We start from the raw sequence: 18467 nt of genomic DNA, 5'->3' as shown, positions 1-18467 counted from the left end.
CGTCTCCTCCCCGGTTCATTGCAACGTTATGCGGTGTCGAGCGAACCATAGTCCTCATGCCGTCGGCAACCGATACTCGCGGAACTGCTCGCGCAGCTTGGTCTTGAGAATCTTGCCGGTGGCTGTGTGCGGCAGCTCGGCCACGCTCACCACCGCATCCGGCAGCATCCATTTCGGCATCCGGTCGGCCATATAGGCGAGAATGGATTCCGCCGTCGGCGCTCTTCCCGATTTCGGCACGACGACCAGGAGCGGCCGCTCGCCCCATTTCGGATGGGGGATGCCGATGGCGCCGGCCTCCATCACATCGGGGTGGCCGACCGCCAAGTTTTCGAGATCGATCGAGCTGATCCATTCGCCGCCGGATTTGATCACGTCCTTCCGCCGGTCGGTGATCTGCACGTAGCCGTCGGCATCGATGGTGCAGACGTCGCCGGTGCGGAACCAGCCATCGGCGGTGACGGCTTCGCGGCTCGCCTTCTCGTCGTTGAAGTAGCCCGACGCGATCCAAGGGCCGCGCACCACCATCTCGCCCACGCTCACGCCGTTATTGGGGAGCACATGGTCGTCGGCATCGAGGATGCGGGCTTCGACGCCGTAGAGGAAGCGCCCTTGCTTCACCTTGTAGTCGACCTGCCGATCGGCCGGCAGCGCCCGATGCTTCGCCTTCAAGGTGCCAACGGTGCCGACCGGGCTCATCTCGGTCATGCCCCAGCCTTGCACCACGGCAACACCGTAGCGGTTCTCGAAGGCCTCGATCATCGCCCGCGGCACCGCCGAGCCGCCGATCACGGTGCGGTTGAGGGTGGAGAACCGGCTGGCGCTGTCGTCCATGTGCTTCAACAGCGCCAGCCACACGGTGGGCACGCCCAGGGTCAAGGTGACCCGCTCGGCCTCGAACAGCTTGTGCAGGCTCGCCCCGTCCAGATTGGGGCCGGGAAAGACCAGCTTCGCCCCGGTCATCGGCGCGGCATAGGGCATGCCCCAGGCATTCACATGGAACATCGGCACGATCGGGCAGACGCTGTCGACCGAGGAGAGACCGACGGTGTCGGCCATGCACACCGCGTAGGAGTGCAGCACGGTCGAGCGGTGGCTGTAGAGCGTGCCCTTGGGATTGCCGGTGGTGCCCGAAGTGTAGCAGAGCGAGGCGGCGGTGTTTTCATCGAAGCTCGGCCAGACGAAGTGATCCGTCTCCACCGCCAGCAGCTCCTCGTAGCAGAGCACTTGCTTGATGCTGGTCTTCGGCATGTGCTCCTGGTCGGTCATCACCACGAAGTAGCGGATGGACGGGAACGCCTGGGCGAGCTTCTCCACCAAAGGCAGGAAGCTCGCATCGAGAAACAGCAAGCGGTCCTCGGCGTGGTTCACGATGTATTCGAGCTGGGTCGGGGAGAGCCTGGGATTGATGGTGTGGCACACCGCCCCCATGCCGGAAACGGCGAAATACAGCTCGAAATGCCGGTAGCCGTTCCAGGCGAGCGTCGCCACCCGGTCGCCGTGGCCGATGCCGAGCCTGGTCAGCGCGTTCGCCAGCCGCTTGGCGCGGCGCTCGGCATCGGCATAGCCGTGGCGGTGGATCGGTCCCTCGACCGTGCGCGAGACGATCTCGGTGTCGGCGTGGCGGGTGGCGGCGTGCTCGAGAAGGGATTGGATCAGGAGCGGCCGGTCCATCATCATGCCGCGCATAGGCGCCTCCCAGATGCTTTATCGTTATCGCGGACGATAGCGGAGGTGGCCCGCCCCGGTCCATCGGGGACGGCGATCGCGCCTGCCTCTCGCCACCGGCCTCGCGGCGGGCCTCCCGGCCTTGCGCCTGGCTCAGCCCGGGTCCATCCTTTCGCCATGAGGATCCTGGTCATGGGCGCCGGCGTGATCGGCGTCACCAGCGCCTATTACCTCGCCAAGGCCGGCCATCAGGTGACCGTGGTCGATCGCCAGGCGCTGCCGGCGAACGAGACCAGCTTCGCCAATGCCGGGCTGGTGGCGCCGGGCCACTCCTATACCTGGGCCAGCCCACGGGCGCCGAAGATCCTCCTGAAGTCGCTGTTCCGCGACGACCAAGCGTTGCGCTTGCACCTTCGTGCCGATCCGCGCATGTGGTCCTGGTGCCTCAAATTCCTCGCCAACTGCACGAGCGCCAAGGCGCGGCTCAACACCACGCGCAAGGTCAGGTTCTGCCTCTATTCCCAAGCAGCGCTGCATCAGCTGGTGGCGGAGACCAAGATCGCCTATGACGGGCTCAAAGGCGGGCTGCTCTACCTCTATCGCAGCCAGGAGTCGTTCGCCCGCGGCGCGGCCACGATGCGCATCCTCCAGGACAACGGCCTCGATCTGAGACTGATCGAGCCCGGCGAGATTCCTCGGATCGATCCCGCCCTCGCGGGCGCCACTGCCAAGCTCGCCGGCGCCATCTACGCGCCCACGGATGAGAGCGGCGATGCCAACCTGTTCACCCGCAACCTGGCGGATATTTGCAAGGAAGCGGGCGTCAGCTTCGCTTTCGAGACACCGATCGAGCGCATTTCGAGGGAGGGTGATCGCATCACCGGCCTGGAGACGCGCCGAGGCCGGCTCACCGCCGATGCCTATGTGATGGCGCTCGGCTGCTATTCGCCGATCATGGCGCGCCCGCTCGGCATCAAGATCCCGATCTATCCGATCAAGGGCTATTCCTTGACCCTGCCGATCCGGGGCAGCAACCGGGCGCCGGCGATCGGCGGCGTAGACGAGGACAAGCTCGTCGCCTATGCCCGCTTCGGAGATCGCCTGCGCTTGACCGCGACCGCGGACTTCGCCGGCTACGACACCAGCCACACCCCCGGCGATTTCCGTACCATGCTGGCATCCGCCCGCGACCTCTTTCCCGAGGCCGCCGACTGCGACCAGCCCAACTATTGGGCGGGCCTGAGGCCGATGACGCCGGAGGGCACGCCGATCATCGGCCCGACCCGCTACCGGAACCTTTGGCTCAACACCGGCCATGGCCATATGGGCTGGACCATGTCCTGCGGCTCGGGCCGGGTGCTGGCCGATCTCGTGGGTGGGCTGAAGCCCGAGCTCGATCTCGCTGGCATCATGCCGGCGGCCGCGTGATGTTTGCGGCGTCGATCGTCTGGATGACGGAGTATTCGCCATGACCGCGTTGCAAGAGCGTAAGCGAGAGGATGCCGGGCTCCTGGTCGACCGGACCAAGCTTGCCTTCACCCTCGACCGGGGCATCGCCCACCGCGCCGCCATCGGGCTCATCGTGCTCGCCACCGATCACACCATCGAATATGAGTGGCGCCGCATGCTGAGCCAGGACGGCATCGCCTTCTACGAGAGCCGGATCATGAATTCGAGCACCATTACGCCGGAGACGCTGGCGGCGATGGAGCAGGACTTGACCGAAGCCACGGCGGTGATCCGCCCCGGCCAGCATCTCGACGTTATCGCCTATGGCTGCACCTCGGGGGCCATGGTGATCGGCGAGGAAAAGGTGTGGCAGCGCATCCGCCAGGCCAGACCAGGCATCGCCTGCACCAGCCCGATCACCGCAGCGGTCGCCGGCTTGCAAGCCTTGGGAGCACGACGGGTGGCGCTCCTCACCCCCTACATCGCGCGTATCAACCACATGATGCGCGACTTCCTCCAGGAGCGAGGGCTCGCCGTGCCGGTAATGGGCTCCTACAATCACGAGAACGACGACGAGGTCGCCAGGATCTCCGGTGAGTCGATCCGAAGCGCCGTCGCCGAGCTCGGCCGGCACGAGGCGGTGGATGCGGTCTTCGTCGCCTGCACCAGCCTGCGCGTAGCCGAGCATGTGGCGGCGCTCGAGGCCGCCCTCGGCAAGCCGGTCACCTCCAGCAACCATGCGATGGCCTGGCACGCGCTGCGCTTGGCCGGGGTCAAGGACACGCTGCCGGGGCTCGGGCGGCTGTTCCACGTTTGAGTCAAGCGGGGCGGCAAATGATGCGGCGTCCATGGTGTATCGGCGGGCGGCGTGCGCTGGCGGTTCTGGCCTTCGGCCTGGCGCTCCTCCTCGTCCCGGCCGCGGCCGCGGCGGGCGGGCCCCGCATGCTGGCCATGCCCGATGTGCGCCAGCACACGGTCTATGCCTGCGGAGCGGCGGCGCTCCAGGCGGTGCTTGCCTATTACGGTATCGACTCGCGCCAGGACACGCTGATGGCCAAGCTCGGCACCGATCGCAAGATCGGAACGCGCTGGTGGGAGATCGAACGGGTCGCCGGCGAGTACGGCCTCAAGACCGCCGACTTCGAGCATATGAGCACGCAGGATCTGCAAGCCTTCATCGACCGCGGCATTCCCGTCATCATCGCGCTGCAAGCCTGGGTCGACGGACCTTCCGGCGTGCCCGCGGATTGGGAGCGGCGCACCGAGGATGGGCACTACATCGTCGCCACCGGCTATGACGAGAGGAATTTCTACTTCGAGGACCCCGCGACCTTCGGCATCGGCTACATTCCGCGCGCCGAGCTCGACGCCCGCTGGCATGATTTCGACGAGTATGGCTGGCGGCTGGAGCATTTCGGCATCGCCTTCGAAAGCCCGAAGGGCCCGGTCGACTACGACCGCATCCTGGTGCGCATCGAATAGGAAGGCGCCCCAACCCCGACTCTCTCCTTCAATGTGACGCCCGGTAGGGGTGAGAATCACCCTTCCAGCCGCGCAAGAGATGGGCCCGGAAGCGCGTAATCGTGCCCCTGGCTTGTTGCGTAAGAGTGGCGCAAGCTATGTTCATCTCTAGTTAATTTATTGATTGAGCAGACATATCCAATCCGCCGCGGGTTGGTGTCGCGCTGTTTAAGCCCGTGCCGAGCCGCGTACGTCTATGAACCTTGACATCATCATCAACACAACGATATTGTTGTGTTGATGATCCCCGCATTTGATGCAGCGACTGGCTATTTGCCGCCCGGCGTCCATGACAGCTCGTGGACCGAAATGGTGGCTCGCTTCTCGGGAAATTCGCACCGAACGGGTCTCGTTGGCGGACTGCTCGGAGCGGCGAAAAGCCTCGCGGGAGCAGGATGCGAGTCTGTCCTTCTTAACGGCAGCTTCATCTCTGTAAAAGACCTGCCGGACGACTATGACGGGGCATGGGACCCCCGAGGAGTGGATCCGAGCCTTCTTGATCCGGTCCTACTCGACTTCTCCAACAAGCGTGCCGCCATGAAAGCCAAGTTTGGCGGTGAACTCTTTCCCGCCACTGCCCTGGCCGCGGCCGGAATTCGCTACCGTGAGTTCTTTCTTAAAGACCGCGATGGCGTACCCAAAGGAATCCTACAGATCAATCTTAAGAGTCTCCCATGATCACCAACGAACGTCAGTACAAGATCACCAGAGCTGAAGCCGACAACTTTCGTCGCGCCCTCGCCGACCTCGCTGCGGAAGGTGGCGCGAGGGAAGGCGTCCATCCGCGTCTGATTCAAGCAGAACGAGAAGCTCTTGAGAGTCAACTCGAAGATCTGCGTGCCGAACTGTCGGAGTATGAACGGTTAAAGGCAGCGGATATGGCCGTCATTTCCATTAACTCGTTTGATGAACTGGCGGAGGGCCTAATCAAGGCTCGAATTGTCGCCGGTCTCAGCCAAAAAGCCTTGGCTGACCGTCTCGGGATGAAGGAACAGCAGATTCAGCGATATGAGGCCGAGCGCTACGCCTCGACGAGCTTTGAGAGACTGCGCAAAGTCGCGGATGCTATCGGTGTACGCATTAGAAATGACATTCTTCTTCCGGTTGCTCCCGACAGTTTCAATGGTCTCGTAAGCAAACTCCGGCAGGTCGGCCTTGATCGTGATTTTCTGGTCACGCACCTATTGTCGTCCATCGATGCGGCTCGAGCTGCGGGAGAGGTGCCCACTGAGGACGATGGAGCATTGTCGGCGAAAGCGACGGCGGCACTTGGGCGCGTGTTCGGATGGACTCCTGATAACCTCTTCGGTGCACAGCCGTTGGCCGCGCCCCGATTCGCAGCCGCAGAGGCGCGGTTCAAGATTCCGGCCGGTCGTAACCTGGCCGATACAACCCTTTATGCGGCGTACGCGAATTATCTTTCTGTCGTAGTTCTCAAGGGTTCGAGCAATCTGCCGAAGACGCTTATTCCGACTGCAGCCCGCACAATGCGGTACGCAATTGTCGAGCGCTATGCTGTCCTGACACTCAGCTCAACCTTACGCTACGCCTGGGATATCGGGGTGCCAGTGCTGCCGCTTAAGAACCGGGGGACGTTCCATGGCGCCTGCTGGCGCTATCAGGGACGCAATGTTGTCGTCTTGAAGCAATCCTCCAAGCATGAAGCGCGCTGGCTATTCGATCTACTCCACGAGCTATTCCACGCTGCGCAGCGGCCTGAGGCGGAGACGATGGAAGTTATCGAAGCCGACGAAACTTCGCCCGAGCGTCGCAAATCTGATGAAGAGGTTGCAGCCAGCCAATTCGCTGGTGACGTGGTGTTGGATGGTCGAGCGGAAGAATTGGCGCAGGCTTGCGTAGCCGCGGCACGGAACTCCGTGGAGCGTCTTAAGCGTGTTGTCCCTACTGTCGCCAAACGCGAGGGCGTCGACATCGGAGCACTCGCCAATTATCTGGCGTTCCGCCTTTCCTGGCAGAACATCAATTGGTGGGGTGCTGCCGCTAATCTCCAGACTGGCGATACAGATCCATGGACCATCGCCCGTGATGTCTTTTTTGAACGCTTTCCCTTCGCGATCGATAGCGACTTAGATCGTCAACTTCTCGAACGCTCCTTGCACTGAGGGTGCCATGACTGGCTTTCAAAAACCTCCCCCGCTTGAGATCAAGTGCACATCAACCGATTGTGACAACGGCTTACATTGTTTCAAGCAGCTCAAAAGGATGACATCCGAGGAGCGGGGCAGATGTAGAGCTTGTGGGGCAGATCTTATTAATTGGCAGCGCGTACATTTGCGTGATCTTAGGGATGCACAGCACACCTTCCGAGCGCTTCAACACGAGCTAATCCGCCATCACTTCTTCCACAAAGAGATCGACGAAACGGCAATTCGTCATGCACAACGCAAGGGGCGGATCAAACTGAAGGTTGCAGCACGTGACCGCCTAGCGAAATATCTCGCGTCGGCCAACCCGCCACGAGACGGACGCCAAACGCCGCTGCATGGCAATGCTATTTATTACGCCCAACACGCCACCGCCTGCTGCTGTCGTACCTGCTTAGAATACTGGCACTCAATCCCTAAAGGGCGATCGCTAACGCGGGAGGAATTTGAGTACTGCGCCAAGCTGATTGATCTCTTCCTCGATGAGCGAGTCCCCGATCTCTTGGATGATCCAATCAAGGTTCCACGACGTCAACATGCACAACTGCCCGATGCAGGCGCGATACCCCGATGAGCGCCCTCACTAAGCCAATCGATACGGCGAAGCTTTCCGAGACTTTACGCGCGCGTGCCATTGACGTAGCGGGACGGCGCCTTCTGGTCTCCCGATTGGCAGGCTCCGAGCAAGAAGTAGATCTGAGCGCCCCGACTAACTGCAGAGGTTACGGTCGCGTTCGCCATTTCAAGCAAACGACATCTTCGGGTTGGCCAATCAATCCATTGCCGATAGTTCCTGCGAGCAAGGCCCTGGGTATAAATCCGCCCCCACAAATGATGCGCGCCCAGGTATTTCAGAATGCGGCCTGTGCATGGCGTTGCTGGTATTGCTTCGTGCCCTACAACCTTCTCAGTGCGAATCAGTCTCTTTCGGCTTGGCTGACACCGGAAGAGCTCGTCAGCATGTACCAGGCTGAACCTGATCGACCGCGAATCATTGACTTGTCTGGTGGATCACCCGATCTCATCCCTGAGTGGACGCCATGGATGATGAGTGCGCTGAAGAATGTTGGGCTCGACCAGACTACCTACCTGTGGACTGACGACAACCTCAGCACAACATATTTGTTCGACAAACTCGACCAAACACAGCTCGATATCATGCAAGAATACAAAAATTATGGCCGAGTTTGTTGTTTTAAGGGCTATGACGCGCGTTCATTCGCGTTCAACACACGAGCCGCAGAGGAGGACTTTGATAATCAGTTTGTGATTATGCGTCGGCTGTTGACGTTAGACATCGACCTCTATGGCTATGTCACGCTGACATCACCCTACTCTGAAGGAGTGGCGGCGAGCGTCGCTAATTTCGTCGATCGACTTCAAAACCTAAACCCGAACCTTCCGCTTCGCGTCACGCCATTGCAGATCAGGGTCTTCTCGCCAGTTAACAGCCGCCTCACAGCTGACCGAGAGCGAAGTCTTGCCGTTCAAGAGGAAGCGATTGCTGCCTGGGAATCCGAACTTGATCGTCGCTTTGAACCCACCGCCCGCGCGTTAGACGTCGCCAACGTGCCTATCACCGGAGTTCAGTAGCACTAATGGCCAGAGCGATGAATCAGGGATCTCTGGTCTTCGAGAGAATGGTTGAGACTTGGGTCGCTGCACAGTTGAGCGCAGGCTACACCAGCTACGCCCATCTCTTGGAACGCCTGCCGTCAGTGTATCCCACGATCGCGCTCGACGCAGTTAGGCGCCTTGCCGCGCGGGGTCAAATCGCAGCTCACACAGCCCGCGCAATCGAGCGCGAGGCCCACATCCAACCAATACTCACGCCGCGCCCTCGTTCGTTGCTGCCGCTACCGCATCCTATAAACTATGAATGGCGGTTCACGCCGGATGCCGCGCGCTTGTTACTCGACCTGGCCGACGACATTTGCGAGGTGGGGCAACCTATATTGCTGTTCGGTACACCCGGCGTAGCAATCGAAGCACTATCTCGGCCCCTCCAAAGGCCCGTGATATTCCTTGGCGAACCCAACACGGTGACGCATCGTCTAACGGCACTCAACCAGGCCAGCGGCGCTCCTCTAACGATTGAGTTTTGCAATCCCGCGATGTCCTACTGCAATACCGCCTCGGTCATCATCCTTGATCCTCCATGGTACCTCGACTACGTCCGGCCGATGTTGGCTTCTGCAGTGGCCGCATGTCGCATAGGAGGGTATGTCCTTATCAGCTTGCCTCCCGAAGGAGCGCGATCAAAAGCAGCAGATGACCGGGCCAAGGTAATGACATTTGCGGCGCACATCGGCCTCGTGCATCTCGATACACGCACTTTTGCTCTCACCTATGAAACGCCGTTTTTTGAGGCGAATGCCCTCGCAGCTGCAGGCTTACAAGCCCCACACTCGTGGCGTCGTGGTGATCTTGTGGTCTTCCGAAAGGCCGAAACACTGAGCCGCGCTGTACCAACAGCCAGCGACCAAAGGAACTACTGGTACGAAGTGATGATTGGTCGGATGCGTCTATACGTACGTCGTCGCAGTGTCCCTTTGCAGAGCGGATGCCCTATTATTTCGCTTGTCGATGGCGATATTTTGCCTACGGTCAGTCGCAAAGATCCCCGCCGGAAGCGAGCCCAGCTGTGGACTTCGGGAAATCGGATCTTCGCCACTAACAATCCGGAATTGGTCATCACAGTGGCTTTAGCTCTCTCTAGCAACGAAGAAGACTCTGGCACTCTCCCGCTCCTTTGGGCCACGATTGAGGAGCGTGATGAGGTGAGGCGGCTGAAGGATTATTTGCGCTCTCTCGCCCGTCTGGAGTCGTCAGAGGAGCGATCCAGTCGATTTGGAAACAGCGCTGGACGGAGCGAAAAGTGGCAGCCGGAATCAACGAACTCTTGGGTCGGGTCGTCAAGCATAGCTTCTGGTTAAGCTACTTGCATACGATATCCCTACCCGGGAGCCCAGTTGGCATACATCTCGCAGTGTTTGCAGAGCCGTTCCTATCCCTGGTTTTGAGCGGCCGAAAGACTGTGGAGTCACGATTCAGTCGAAGGCGCTGCGCACCATTCGGTGAGGTGGCGGAAGGTGATGTCATTCTCGTTAAGGAAATTTCTGGCCCTGTGCGGGGCCTTACGCTCGCAAAACGCGCGTGGTTTCATGACCTCTCGGACGGGCAGTTCGAGCAAATCAGAAAACGATATGGCGATATGATATGCGCTGATGATGCGTTCTGGGAAACTCAACGCGATGCTACATATGTGACGCTAATAGAACTTGCGGAGACCGCCACGATAGATCCACTTGAATGGCGCAAAAGAGATCGACGCGGATGGGTGTCGTTACGTTCTCGTCAATCAGCATTTCGGTTCTAATGGGGCTAGTGGTCTCTTTCGCAGGGCGCATTGGTAGCGGCAAATCGTCTGTTAGCCAGACCTTGGCTGAGATGCTCGAGTGGCCTCGCGTAAGCTTCGGCGACTATCTTCGTGCTGAACTCGTGAGGCGTGGTCAGAACCCAGAATCCCGTGAGGCGTTACAGGATCTTGGTCAGGCGCTAGTCGCCACAGGCAGCGAACCATTCTGCCGCGCTGTTCTTGATAGCGGTCACTTCAGACCAGGAGAATACCTTCTTGTCGATGGCATCCGGCATGTCAGTGTCCAAAACATCCTTGTTGCGATGGCCGCACCTTCAATAGTGAAGCTTATCTTTTTGGCGGCCGACGATACCCAGAGGTTGAAGCGAGTAGAAGCTCGCGCAGGTGGCAGCAGTGATTTCGTAAGGGCTGATGCACATCGCGTCGAGGCGGAGCTGCAAGGTTCCCTTCCGGCGGTAGCGGATGCGATCATCGATGCGCGTGGTGATCTTCAAACAGTTACCCACGATTGTCTTGAATTCATCAGTCAATGGCGTGTGGGTATGGATCAGCGCTGATAAGGTTATGATTGGGTCACGGATGTAGCTCTCGCCTACACTAAAGGCCCGGCCTGCACTCTAAGCATGCGGCACCGCGTGAAAGACCGCGGGTAAAGACTTATTCGGCCTTGGCTTCGATGCCGGAATGCGTCTATCTGGAACTCGCAGCAGAGGATCGTCATGGCGGACGCGGCCGCGACATTGATTCGTCAATACTACAACCGCTTCAATGCCGGCGACTGGGACGGCATGATTGGGCTGATGGCCGAGGACGTGGCCCACGACATCAACCAGGGCGGCCGCGAGATCGGGCGCGATGCCTTCCGGCGCTTTCTCGAGCGCATGGCCCGCTCCTATCGCGAACAGGTGGGGGAGCTCGTGGTCATGACCGAGCCCAAGGGCAGGCACGTGGGCGTTGAGTACGTGGTGAGCGGCGCCTATGTCGCGACCGATACCGGCTTGCCGCCGGCAAGGGGGCAGACCTATCGCTTGCCCGGCGGCGCCTTCTTCGATCTGGCCAAGGGCCGTATCGCCCGCATCGCCAACTACTACAATCTGCAGGAATGGTTGCGTCAGATCGCTTGACCGGCATCACCGTCGAGCGCGTGACCGGGACGGAACTCGAGCGCCGCATTGCCGATCTGGCACGGCTCCGGATCGAGGTGTTCCGCGAATGGCCCTACCTCTATGACGGCGATAGCGCGCTCCCATGAGCCGGGTGCTTCAGCAATTCCCGGTCGGGCTCTGCCGCAACACGCGGGCAGCGCCGGGTTCGGCTTATGGCGAGGCGGAGCGGGCGATCCTCAACCGTGCCGAAGGGGCTGCGGCGCGCCGCATCATCGAGGCCTGGCCCGGCTACCGGGCAACGCCGCTCTATTCTCTCCCGGGATTGGCGGCGGCCATCGGCATCGCTGAGCTCTGGTACAAGGACGAGGCCGGCCGCTTCGGTCTCGGCAGCTTCAAGGCGCTCGGCGGCGCCTATGCCGTCTATCGCCTGCTTGCCGCCAAGATCGCGGATGGGATCGGTCGCATTCCGAGCGCCGCCGAGCTCCTGTCCGGGCAGTACCGGGCCATGACCGGCGACATCGTGGTGACCAGCGCCACCGACGGCAATCACGGCCGTTCCGTCGCCTGGGGTGCCCAGCAATTCGGCTGCCGCGCCGTCATCTACATCCACGCCACGGTGAGCGAGGGAAGGTGCCGGGCGATTGCCGGCTATGGCGCCGAGGTGGTGCGCATCGCCGGCAACTACGACGACTCGGTGCATCACTGCGCGGCGGAGGCGGTGCGCCGGGGATGGCAGGTGGTCTCGGACACCTCCTATGAAGGCTACCGCGACGTGCCGCGCATGGTGATGCAGGGCTACTCGGTGATGGCGGCGGAGGCGGTCGATGAGCTCGGCGCCGGTATCAAGCCGAGCCACGTCTTCCTACAGGGCGGGGTCGGCGGGCTCGCCGCCGCGGTCGTGGCGGAGCTGTGGGAGGCCTGGGGCAAGGATCGGCCGCGCTTCATCGTGGTCGAGCCGGAGCGCGCCGACTGCCTCTACCAGAGCGCCCTTGCCGGCCGTCCGACCAAGTCGGAGGGCGATTTGGAGACGCTGATGGCCGGGCTTGCCGCCGGCGAAGTGTCGCTCTTGGCATGGGACATCCTGAAGCGCGGCGCGGAATTCTTCATGATCATTCCCGATGCCGCGGCGGTGGCGGCGATGCGGCTTCTGGCCGCCGGCGTTGGCGGCGACGCGCCGGTCGTGGGCGGCGAGGCGGGGGTGGGCGGCCTCGCCGGAGTGCTGGCCGCCGCCGCCGATCATCCGACACGCGAGGCGATCGGCCTCGATGGCGCATCCAGGGTCATGGTCTTCGGCAGCGAGGGGGCGACGGACCCCGAGCTCTATCGCCGCATCGTCGGCCGGTCGCCGCAGGCCGTCGGCTGAGGCGGGAGCGCCGGCGGTCTCCGGTGAAATTCCGGATCGCCATGATGGCGCGCGAGGGATGTAATATGACTACGCAGATGGCGGCGGCCGGACCGTCGGAGAGAAGCCGCCCCGGTCCCGAAGGAGAATGATCTTGGTAGCAAGTCGAGCCGTCGAACAGCCGAGTCCGTCCTTCGCCGACATTCGCGCGCTCATCGCTCGTATTCCGCGCGTCAAGCTGGCCTGCACGCCGACGCCCATGGTGGAGGCGCCGAATCTCGCCAAGGCGCTCGGCGGACCGCGCATCTTCTTCAAGCGCGACGATCTGACAGGCGTGGCATTCGGCGGTAACAAGCTGCGCAACCTCGAGTTCCGGCTTGCCCGCACAATGGCCGAGAAGCCGGACGTCGTCATCGTCGGGCTCGATCTCCAGTCCAACTCGGCGCGCCAGACCGTCGGCGCCTGCAACAAGCTCGGGCTCGATACCATTCTCGTCCTCGAGGGCGCCCGGCCCAACGAGGTGCAGGGCAACCTGCTGGTCGATTATCTTCTCGGCGCAGAGGTGCATTTCGCCGCCACGCGGCAGGAGCAGCGGGCCATGCTCGACTCGCTGGCGGAAGCATGCCGACGCAAGGGACGGCGGCCGCACATCCTCAACGACAACCCGATGTTCGATGTGGCGTCCGCCATCGCCTATCTCGAGACGACGATGGAGATATTGGAGCAGCTCGACGCCATGGCCGTAACGCCGACCGCGCTCTACATGTCGTCGAGCGGCAAGGGGCAGGCCGGTCTGGAGATCGCCCGGAAGCTGTGGCATGGCTTTGCCATTCACGGCGTCACCGCGACCCGCGAATACGACGTGCCGAAGCGAACCGCCGCGATCGCCAACGAAACCGCGCGCACGCTCGGCCTCGACCTCGAGATCCGCGCCGACGAAATCGTCAATTTCGACGGATTCGTGGGCGAAGGCTACGGCAGGCCGAGCCCGGACGGCATCGAGGCGGTGCGCCTGGTTGCGCGCATGGAGGGCATCATCCTCGACCCTGTCTACACCGGCAAATGCGCTGCCGGCATGATCGCCCATATTCGCGACGGTCGCTTCGGCAAGGACGACACCGTGGTCTTCGTGCACACCGGCGGTGGACCCGCTATCTTCACCTGGAATCAGCTATGGACCGGCTAGTCGAGCCGGCGACCCCAGAAGAACATCGAGTACGGGAGGTTGATCATGGATCGTCGTATGGCACTTGCGCTGATGACCGGCGCGGCGACCGCGCCGCTCGCATTCGGTCTGGCGCGCCGCGTGCTGGCGCAGGCAGCACCGGGACGTACGCTCACCTACGGCCAGAGCGGCGGCGTCACCGCCCTCGATCCCTCGCAGGGATCGTTTGCCACCTATCCGGCGGGCTACGAGGTCGGCTACTGCCTCTACGACCGCCTCGTCGACTTCGACGAGAACCTGAAATTCGTGCCGCAGCTGGCGGAGAGCTGGGAGATCGCCGCCGACCTCAAGTCGGTGCGCTTTCGTTTGCGCCGTAACGTGCGCTTCCACGACGGCACACCGTTCAATGCGCAGACCGTGAAGTTCAACATCGAGCGGATGATGGACAAGACCCGCACGGTCACCAACCGGCCGCTATGGGATCCGCTCAGCGGCGTCGACGTCGTCGACGACTACACCGTGGTGGTCCGGACCACGGAGCCCTATTCGGCGATCCTCAACTCGTTCGCCCACGGGTCAGGCTCGCAGGTCTCGCCCGCGGCGGTGGAGAAGTACGGCGAGAAGGCGATCGCGCAGAACCCCGTTGGCGCCGGTCCGTTCCAGCTCGAATCCTTCACGCCGGGCCAGGAGGTGGTGCTCCGCGCCTTCGAGGGCTATTGGGGCGGGAAGCCGGCGACCGACCGCATCGTCTTCAAATACATTCTGGAGGCGGCGACCCGCGTCGCCGCGCTGCGCAGCGGCGCGGTTGACTTGATCGACTCGGTTCCCGTGCAACTGATCGCCGGCCTGCGTCGCGAGCCCAATATCGAGGTGATGACCCGCCCGGGCCTGCGCCCGATGGGCCTGGTGATCAATTTGACGCGACCGCCCTATGACGATCCCCGGGTGCGCAAGGCGCTCAATCACGCGGTGCCGGTGAAGGCGCTCGCCGAGCGGGTGTTTTTCGGCTTCGCCAAGCCGTCGGACTCGCCGCTCGCGTTCGACACCCAGGGCTATCGCAAGGCCGGTACCTACGAATACTCGCTCGACAACGCCAAGGCGCTGTTGAAGGAGGCGGGTTTCGCGCCCGGCGCCGACGGCAAGCTGCAGCGCGGCGGCCAGCCGCTCAAAATGTCGCTGCTGGCCTCGGATGGCCTCTTCCCCGGCGACGTCAGCATCGCCGAGATTTGCGCGCGCTCGTTCGAGCAGGTCGGCATCGAGGTGTCGATCACCAAGATCGAGCGCGGCTCATACTACGATGCGCTCCGCCAGGAGCGTGCGTCGCTGAATTTCGATTTGGCGATCTTCGGCTTCAATCCGTCGAACGCTTCCGGGCTCTACCATCTGGAATCGCTGTTCAAGGCCAACATCGACGATGCCGGACGGCCGACCGTGTGGAACATCGGGCGCTACCGGAACGCGCGCGTCGAGGATCTCCTTCGACAGGCGAATGCCAACCCCGATCCTGCGAAGCAGGGCGAGCTTCTGGGCGAGGTGCAGAAGATCGTGTGGGACGATGCTCCCTATGTCTGGCTCCACGTCAACGAGAATGCGACCGCCTTCCGCAAAGGCCTCAAGGGAGTCGAGCTTTGGCCGATCGTCTTCACCATCCCGCGCCGCGCCCGCCTCGAGGCGTGAGCCCTCAAGGCAGGGGGGTGGAGCGGCGCGGCGGCGCGCCGGCGGCGGGCTGCTGATCGCGCCATGCTTTCCTTCGTGCCGTTGCGCCTCGTCCGCATCCTGCCGATCGCGCTTGGCGTCGTGACCATCATCTTCTTCATCTTCAAGATGATTCCCGGCGACGAGGCGACGCTGATGGCCGGCGCGTCGGCGAGCCAGGCCGAGATCGATCTCTTGCGTGTGCGCCTCGGCCTCGACCGCCCGATCCTCCAGCAGTACCTCGCCCATATCTTCGGAATTCTGCAGGGCGATCTCGGTTTCTCATCGACGTTCCGCGGCAACCCGCTGCCGCACATCATCGGTCGCCTGCCTGCGACATTGGCGCTGATGACGACATCCATCCTCACCACCGTCGCCCTCGGGCTGCCGGCGGGCGTGATCGCCGCCGTCTACCAGAATCGCTGGCCGGATTACGCGCTTTCGGCCTTCGTCGTGGCCCTCCTCGCGGTGCCGAATTTCTGGCTCGGCATGATGCTGATCGTCGTTCTTTCGGTCGACTGGGGATGGTTGCCGAGCTTCGGCTTCACCGGCTGGCTGTCGCTCGTCATGCCGACGGCCGCACTCGCTGCCCGGCTCATCGCGCTGGTCGCACGCATGACCCGCGGCGTCATGCTCGAGGAGCTGCGCAAGGACTACGTCCGCACGGCGCGCGCCAAGGGGCTCGACGGACGAACCGTCGTCGTTCGGCACGTCCTACGCAACGCCCTGATCCCGACCGTGACCGTCATCGGCTTGCAAACCGGCTACCTGCTCGGCGGATCGGTCGTCGTCGAACGGCTCTTCGCCTGGCCCGGCATCGGCGATCTCATGATCAACGCGATCGGGGCCCGCGACTACACGCTGGTGCAGGGCATCACGCTGCTGTTCGTCCTCGGATTTCTGCTGATCAATCTCGCCGTGGAGATGCTCTACGTGGTCATCAATCCGCGGCTCCGCCATGCCTGATGGAACCGCCTCGGTCGCGGCCGTGCCGGCGATGGCCCGACGGCGCGGTCGGCGCAACGTCTATCTCACCATTGGGGCGGCAATGCTCGCGGCCTATGTCGGAGTCGCGGCGTTTGGCGCCTGGCTCGTTCCCTATGGCGGCAACGATCAGGATCTCCTCGGCATTCTGTCTCCGCCGTCGGCTAGCCATCTGCTCGGGACCGACCAGATCGGACGCGACCTATTGTCGCGGCTGATTCTGGGCACGCGCTTCACCCTCACCGTGGCGATCGCCTCGGTCGCCATTGCCGCGACATTCGGAGTGAGCCTCGGCGTCGCGGCGGGCTATTTCGGCAGCCGTATCGATGCGGCCATCACCGGCCTCGTCGACCTGCTGCTCACGGTGCCGAACCTGATCTTGGCCATCGCGATCGCGAGCGTCATCGGCGCCGGGATGACCGGGTTGATCGCGGCCACGACCACCAGCTTCGTGCCGCCGCTGGCACGTTTGATCCGCGGGCGGGTCATGGAGATCCGTCAAGAGGACTTCGTCCAGGCGGCGATCACCGTCGGTATGGGCGATGTGCGCATCATCGTCCGCCACGTGCTGCCCAACGCCCTCACCGTGATCGTGATCGAGACGAGCCTGCTGGCGGGACAGGCAGTGCTCGTCGGCTCGGCGCTCGGTTTTCTCGGCCTCGGCGTGCAGCCGCCGGCGCCGGAATGGGGCACCATGCTGAGCGGCGGCCGCGAGTTCCTCGAGGTGGCGCCGCACCTCGTCGTCGCGCCAGGCATCGCCATCTCGCTGCTCGTCTTCTCCTTCAACCTGTTCGGCGACGGATTGCGCGACCGTCTCGACCCTAACTACCGCGCCTGAGGTCAACATGACGCTGGAATACGAGATCGTCGACTGCCACGGCCATATATTCCCGCCGCTCGCAGGCGCCTGCGGCTTTCCCGATGCGGCGACGCATCTGCTGCATCAGCAACGTGCTATGCACGTGCACGGCAACCAGCCATATCGCCGGCGCAGCGATCACGCGGCCGTCACCCAGCGCGATCTGTGGCAGGCGGACGATCCGTCCGAGGCGGGGCGGGCCACGGATGTCGGCTTTCGAGTCGGCCGCTTCGGCCGCTTCGAATGGGAGCGGGCCGGGGAGGGCTGCTATGTGCAGTTCCTGCCGCCGCATATGCATGATCTGCACGCGCCGCCCGAGGGCATGGCGGTCGAGATGACCTATGCCGGCATTGGCACGGTGGTGCTGCAGAACGATCATATCTACGGCAACCTGGCAGAATACTTCGCCGATGCCATACGCCGCTGGCCCGGGCGCTTCATCGGTTTGGCGCAGGTCGACGAGGCCACCGCCTACCAGGACGATCAGCTGGCGGCACTGGAGGACCAGGTCTCGCGCCTCGGCATGCGCGGCTTGTATTTCACCATGACCGCCTATTTCCGCAACGGCTACCGGATGCTGTGCGACGACCCGACCTATGACCCTCTGTGGCGACTGGTGAAGCGGCTCGATCTGCCGGTGTTCTGGGTTCACGCGGCGAAGTCGCCGGCCGGCAGCTATGTCGACGAAATGCGCCGCCTGCGTCGCATCCTGGATCGCCATCCGGGGATCCGGCACGTTCTCATCCATGGCGTGCCGACCAGCCTCTATGCCGACGCCGAGGACCGAATTACCTGGCCGGATGAGATCGCTGACGTTCTCGATCAATATCCGGTCTGGTCGGAGGTGCTGTATCCGATCGCCTGGGGCGGCAAGATGGACTATCCCTACGCCCGGGCCCGCACGCATATCCGCCAGATCTACGATCGCTTCGGACCGGGAAAGCTGATCTGGGGCTCGGACATGCCCAATGTCGCTCGCTACTGCACCTATCGCCAGGCGCTGAGCTATGTCTGGGATCATTGCGACTTTCTGAGCGCGGAGGACCGGCGCCGCATATTCCGCGACAATACGCTCGGGCTGTTTCCGGGCATCGCGGCCTCGGGTCGGGCGGCCGCCGACTAAGGCGGGTGCCG

18 protein-coding genes are annotated in these 18467 nt (G+C 62.8%); 17 read left to right on the top strand and 1 reads right to left on the bottom strand.

Annotation, left to right across the window (positions count from 1 at the left end):
• Nucleotides 1-54: 54 nt before the first annotated feature.
• Nucleotides 55-1689, bottom strand: coding sequence for a long-chain-fatty-acid--CoA ligase (locus HY058_02560; GenBank protein ID MBI3496167.1), 1635 nt, complete (start codon nt 1687-1689; stop codon nt 55-57).
• 156 nt (nt 1690-1845) lie between these two features.
• On the opposite strand from HY058_02560, the gene HY058_02555 reads away from it, so the two are divergent.
• The 17 genes from HY058_02555 to HY058_02475 all read left to right on the top strand — a co-directional run bounded on the left by HY058_02555 (nt 1846) and on the right by HY058_02475 (nt 18456).
• Nucleotides 1846-3096 carry a D-amino acid dehydrogenase gene (locus HY058_02555; protein MBI3496166.1) on the top strand — a complete coding sequence of 417 codons (1251 nt, stop codon included), beginning with the start codon at nt 1846-1848 and terminating at the stop codon, nt 3094-3096.
• 40 nt (nt 3097-3136) lie between these two features.
• Entirely contained in the window at nt 3137-3934 is a 798-nt protein-coding gene (locus HY058_02550; protein ID MBI3496165.1) for an aspartate/glutamate racemase family protein, read from the top strand.
• 17 nt (nt 3935-3951) lie between these two features.
• Nucleotides 3952-4599, top strand: a complete 648-nt coding sequence (locus tag HY058_02545; protein MBI3496164.1) for a C39 family peptidase — start codon at nt 3952-3954, stop codon at nt 4597-4599.
• A 276-nt stretch (nt 4600-4875) separates the two neighbouring features.
• Nucleotides 4876-5316 (top strand): hypothetical protein, encoded by a 441-nt coding sequence (locus HY058_02540; GenBank protein ID MBI3496163.1) that lies wholly within the window; start codon nt 4876-4878, stop codon nt 5314-5316.
• The gene (locus HY058_02535; protein MBI3496162.1) at nt 5313-6761 is read left to right on the top strand and encodes a helix-turn-helix transcriptional regulator; all 1449 of its coding nucleotides are present in this window, start codon (nt 5313-5315) and stop codon (nt 6759-6761) included. Before HY058_02540 ends, HY058_02535 begins: the two co-directional genes overlap by 4 nt.
• Nucleotides 6762-6768: 7 nt before the next feature.
• Nucleotides 6769-7377 carry a DUF4186 family protein gene (locus HY058_02530; protein ID MBI3496161.1) on the top strand — a complete coding sequence of 203 codons (609 nt, stop codon included), beginning with the start codon at nt 6769-6771 and terminating at the stop codon, nt 7375-7377.
• Nucleotides 7374-8396, top strand: a complete 1023-nt coding sequence (locus HY058_02525; GenBank protein MBI3496160.1) for a hypothetical protein — start codon at nt 7374-7376, stop codon at nt 8394-8396. Before HY058_02530 ends, HY058_02525 begins: the two co-directional genes overlap by 4 nt.
• A 5-nt stretch (nt 8397-8401) precedes the next feature.
• Nucleotides 8402-9739 carry a hypothetical protein gene (locus HY058_02520; protein MBI3496159.1) on the top strand — a complete coding sequence of 446 codons (1338 nt, stop codon included), beginning with the start codon at nt 8402-8404 and terminating at the stop codon, nt 9737-9739.
• Nucleotides 9740-10115: 376 nt separating this feature from the next.
• Nucleotides 10116-10739, top strand: a complete 624-nt coding sequence (locus HY058_02515; GenBank protein ID MBI3496158.1) for an AAA family ATPase — start codon at nt 10116-10118, stop codon at nt 10737-10739.
• A gap of 162 nt (nt 10740-10901) precedes the next feature.
• Complete coding sequence (locus HY058_02510) at nt 10902-11306, top strand: nuclear transport factor 2 family protein (protein MBI3496157.1); 405 nt, start codon at nt 10902-10904, stop codon at nt 11304-11306.
• Nucleotides 11285-11434, top strand: coding sequence for a hypothetical protein (locus HY058_02505; GenBank protein ID MBI3496156.1), 150 nt, complete (start codon nt 11285-11287; stop codon nt 11432-11434). The genes HY058_02510 and HY058_02505 overlap by 22 nt, the downstream gene beginning before the upstream one ends.
• Entirely contained in the window at nt 11431-12651 is a 1221-nt protein-coding gene (locus HY058_02500) for a diaminopropionate ammonia-lyase (protein ID MBI3496155.1), read from the top strand. Before HY058_02505 ends, HY058_02500 begins: the two co-directional genes overlap by 4 nt.
• A 133-nt stretch (nt 12652-12784) precedes the next feature.
• The gene (locus tag HY058_02495) at nt 12785-13816 is read left to right on the top strand and encodes a pyridoxal-phosphate dependent enzyme (protein MBI3496154.1); all 1032 of its coding nucleotides are present in this window, start codon (nt 12785-12787) and stop codon (nt 13814-13816) included.
• A 45-nt stretch (nt 13817-13861) separates the two neighbouring features.
• A complete protein-coding gene (locus tag HY058_02490; protein MBI3496153.1) occupies nt 13862-15472 on the top strand; it encodes a hypothetical protein in 1611 nt (536 codons plus the stop codon).
• 63 nt (nt 15473-15535) lie between these two features.
• A complete protein-coding gene (locus HY058_02485; protein MBI3496152.1) occupies nt 15536-16456 on the top strand; it encodes an ABC transporter permease in 921 nt (306 codons plus the stop codon).
• Nucleotides 16449-17312: an ABC transporter permease gene (locus HY058_02480; GenBank protein ID MBI3496151.1), complete on the top strand. Its 864-nt coding sequence runs from the start codon at nt 16449-16451 to the stop codon at nt 17310-17312. The genes HY058_02485 and HY058_02480 overlap by 8 nt, the downstream gene beginning before the upstream one ends.
• 7 nt (nt 17313-17319) lie before the next feature.
• Nucleotides 17320-18456 (top strand): amidohydrolase, encoded by a 1137-nt coding sequence (locus HY058_02475; protein MBI3496150.1) that lies wholly within the window; start codon nt 17320-17322, stop codon nt 18454-18456.
• Nucleotides 18457-18467: the final 11 nt, after the last annotated feature.

The sequence above is a fragment of the Pseudomonadota bacterium genome (genome assembly GCA_016195085.1).
In the GTDB taxonomy this organism is placed as follows: Bacteria; Pseudomonadota; Alphaproteobacteria; order SHVZ01; family SHVZ01; genus JACQAG01.
Note: the sequence above shows the minus strand (reverse complement) of the source record. Positions and strands in the feature narration are given on the sequence as shown.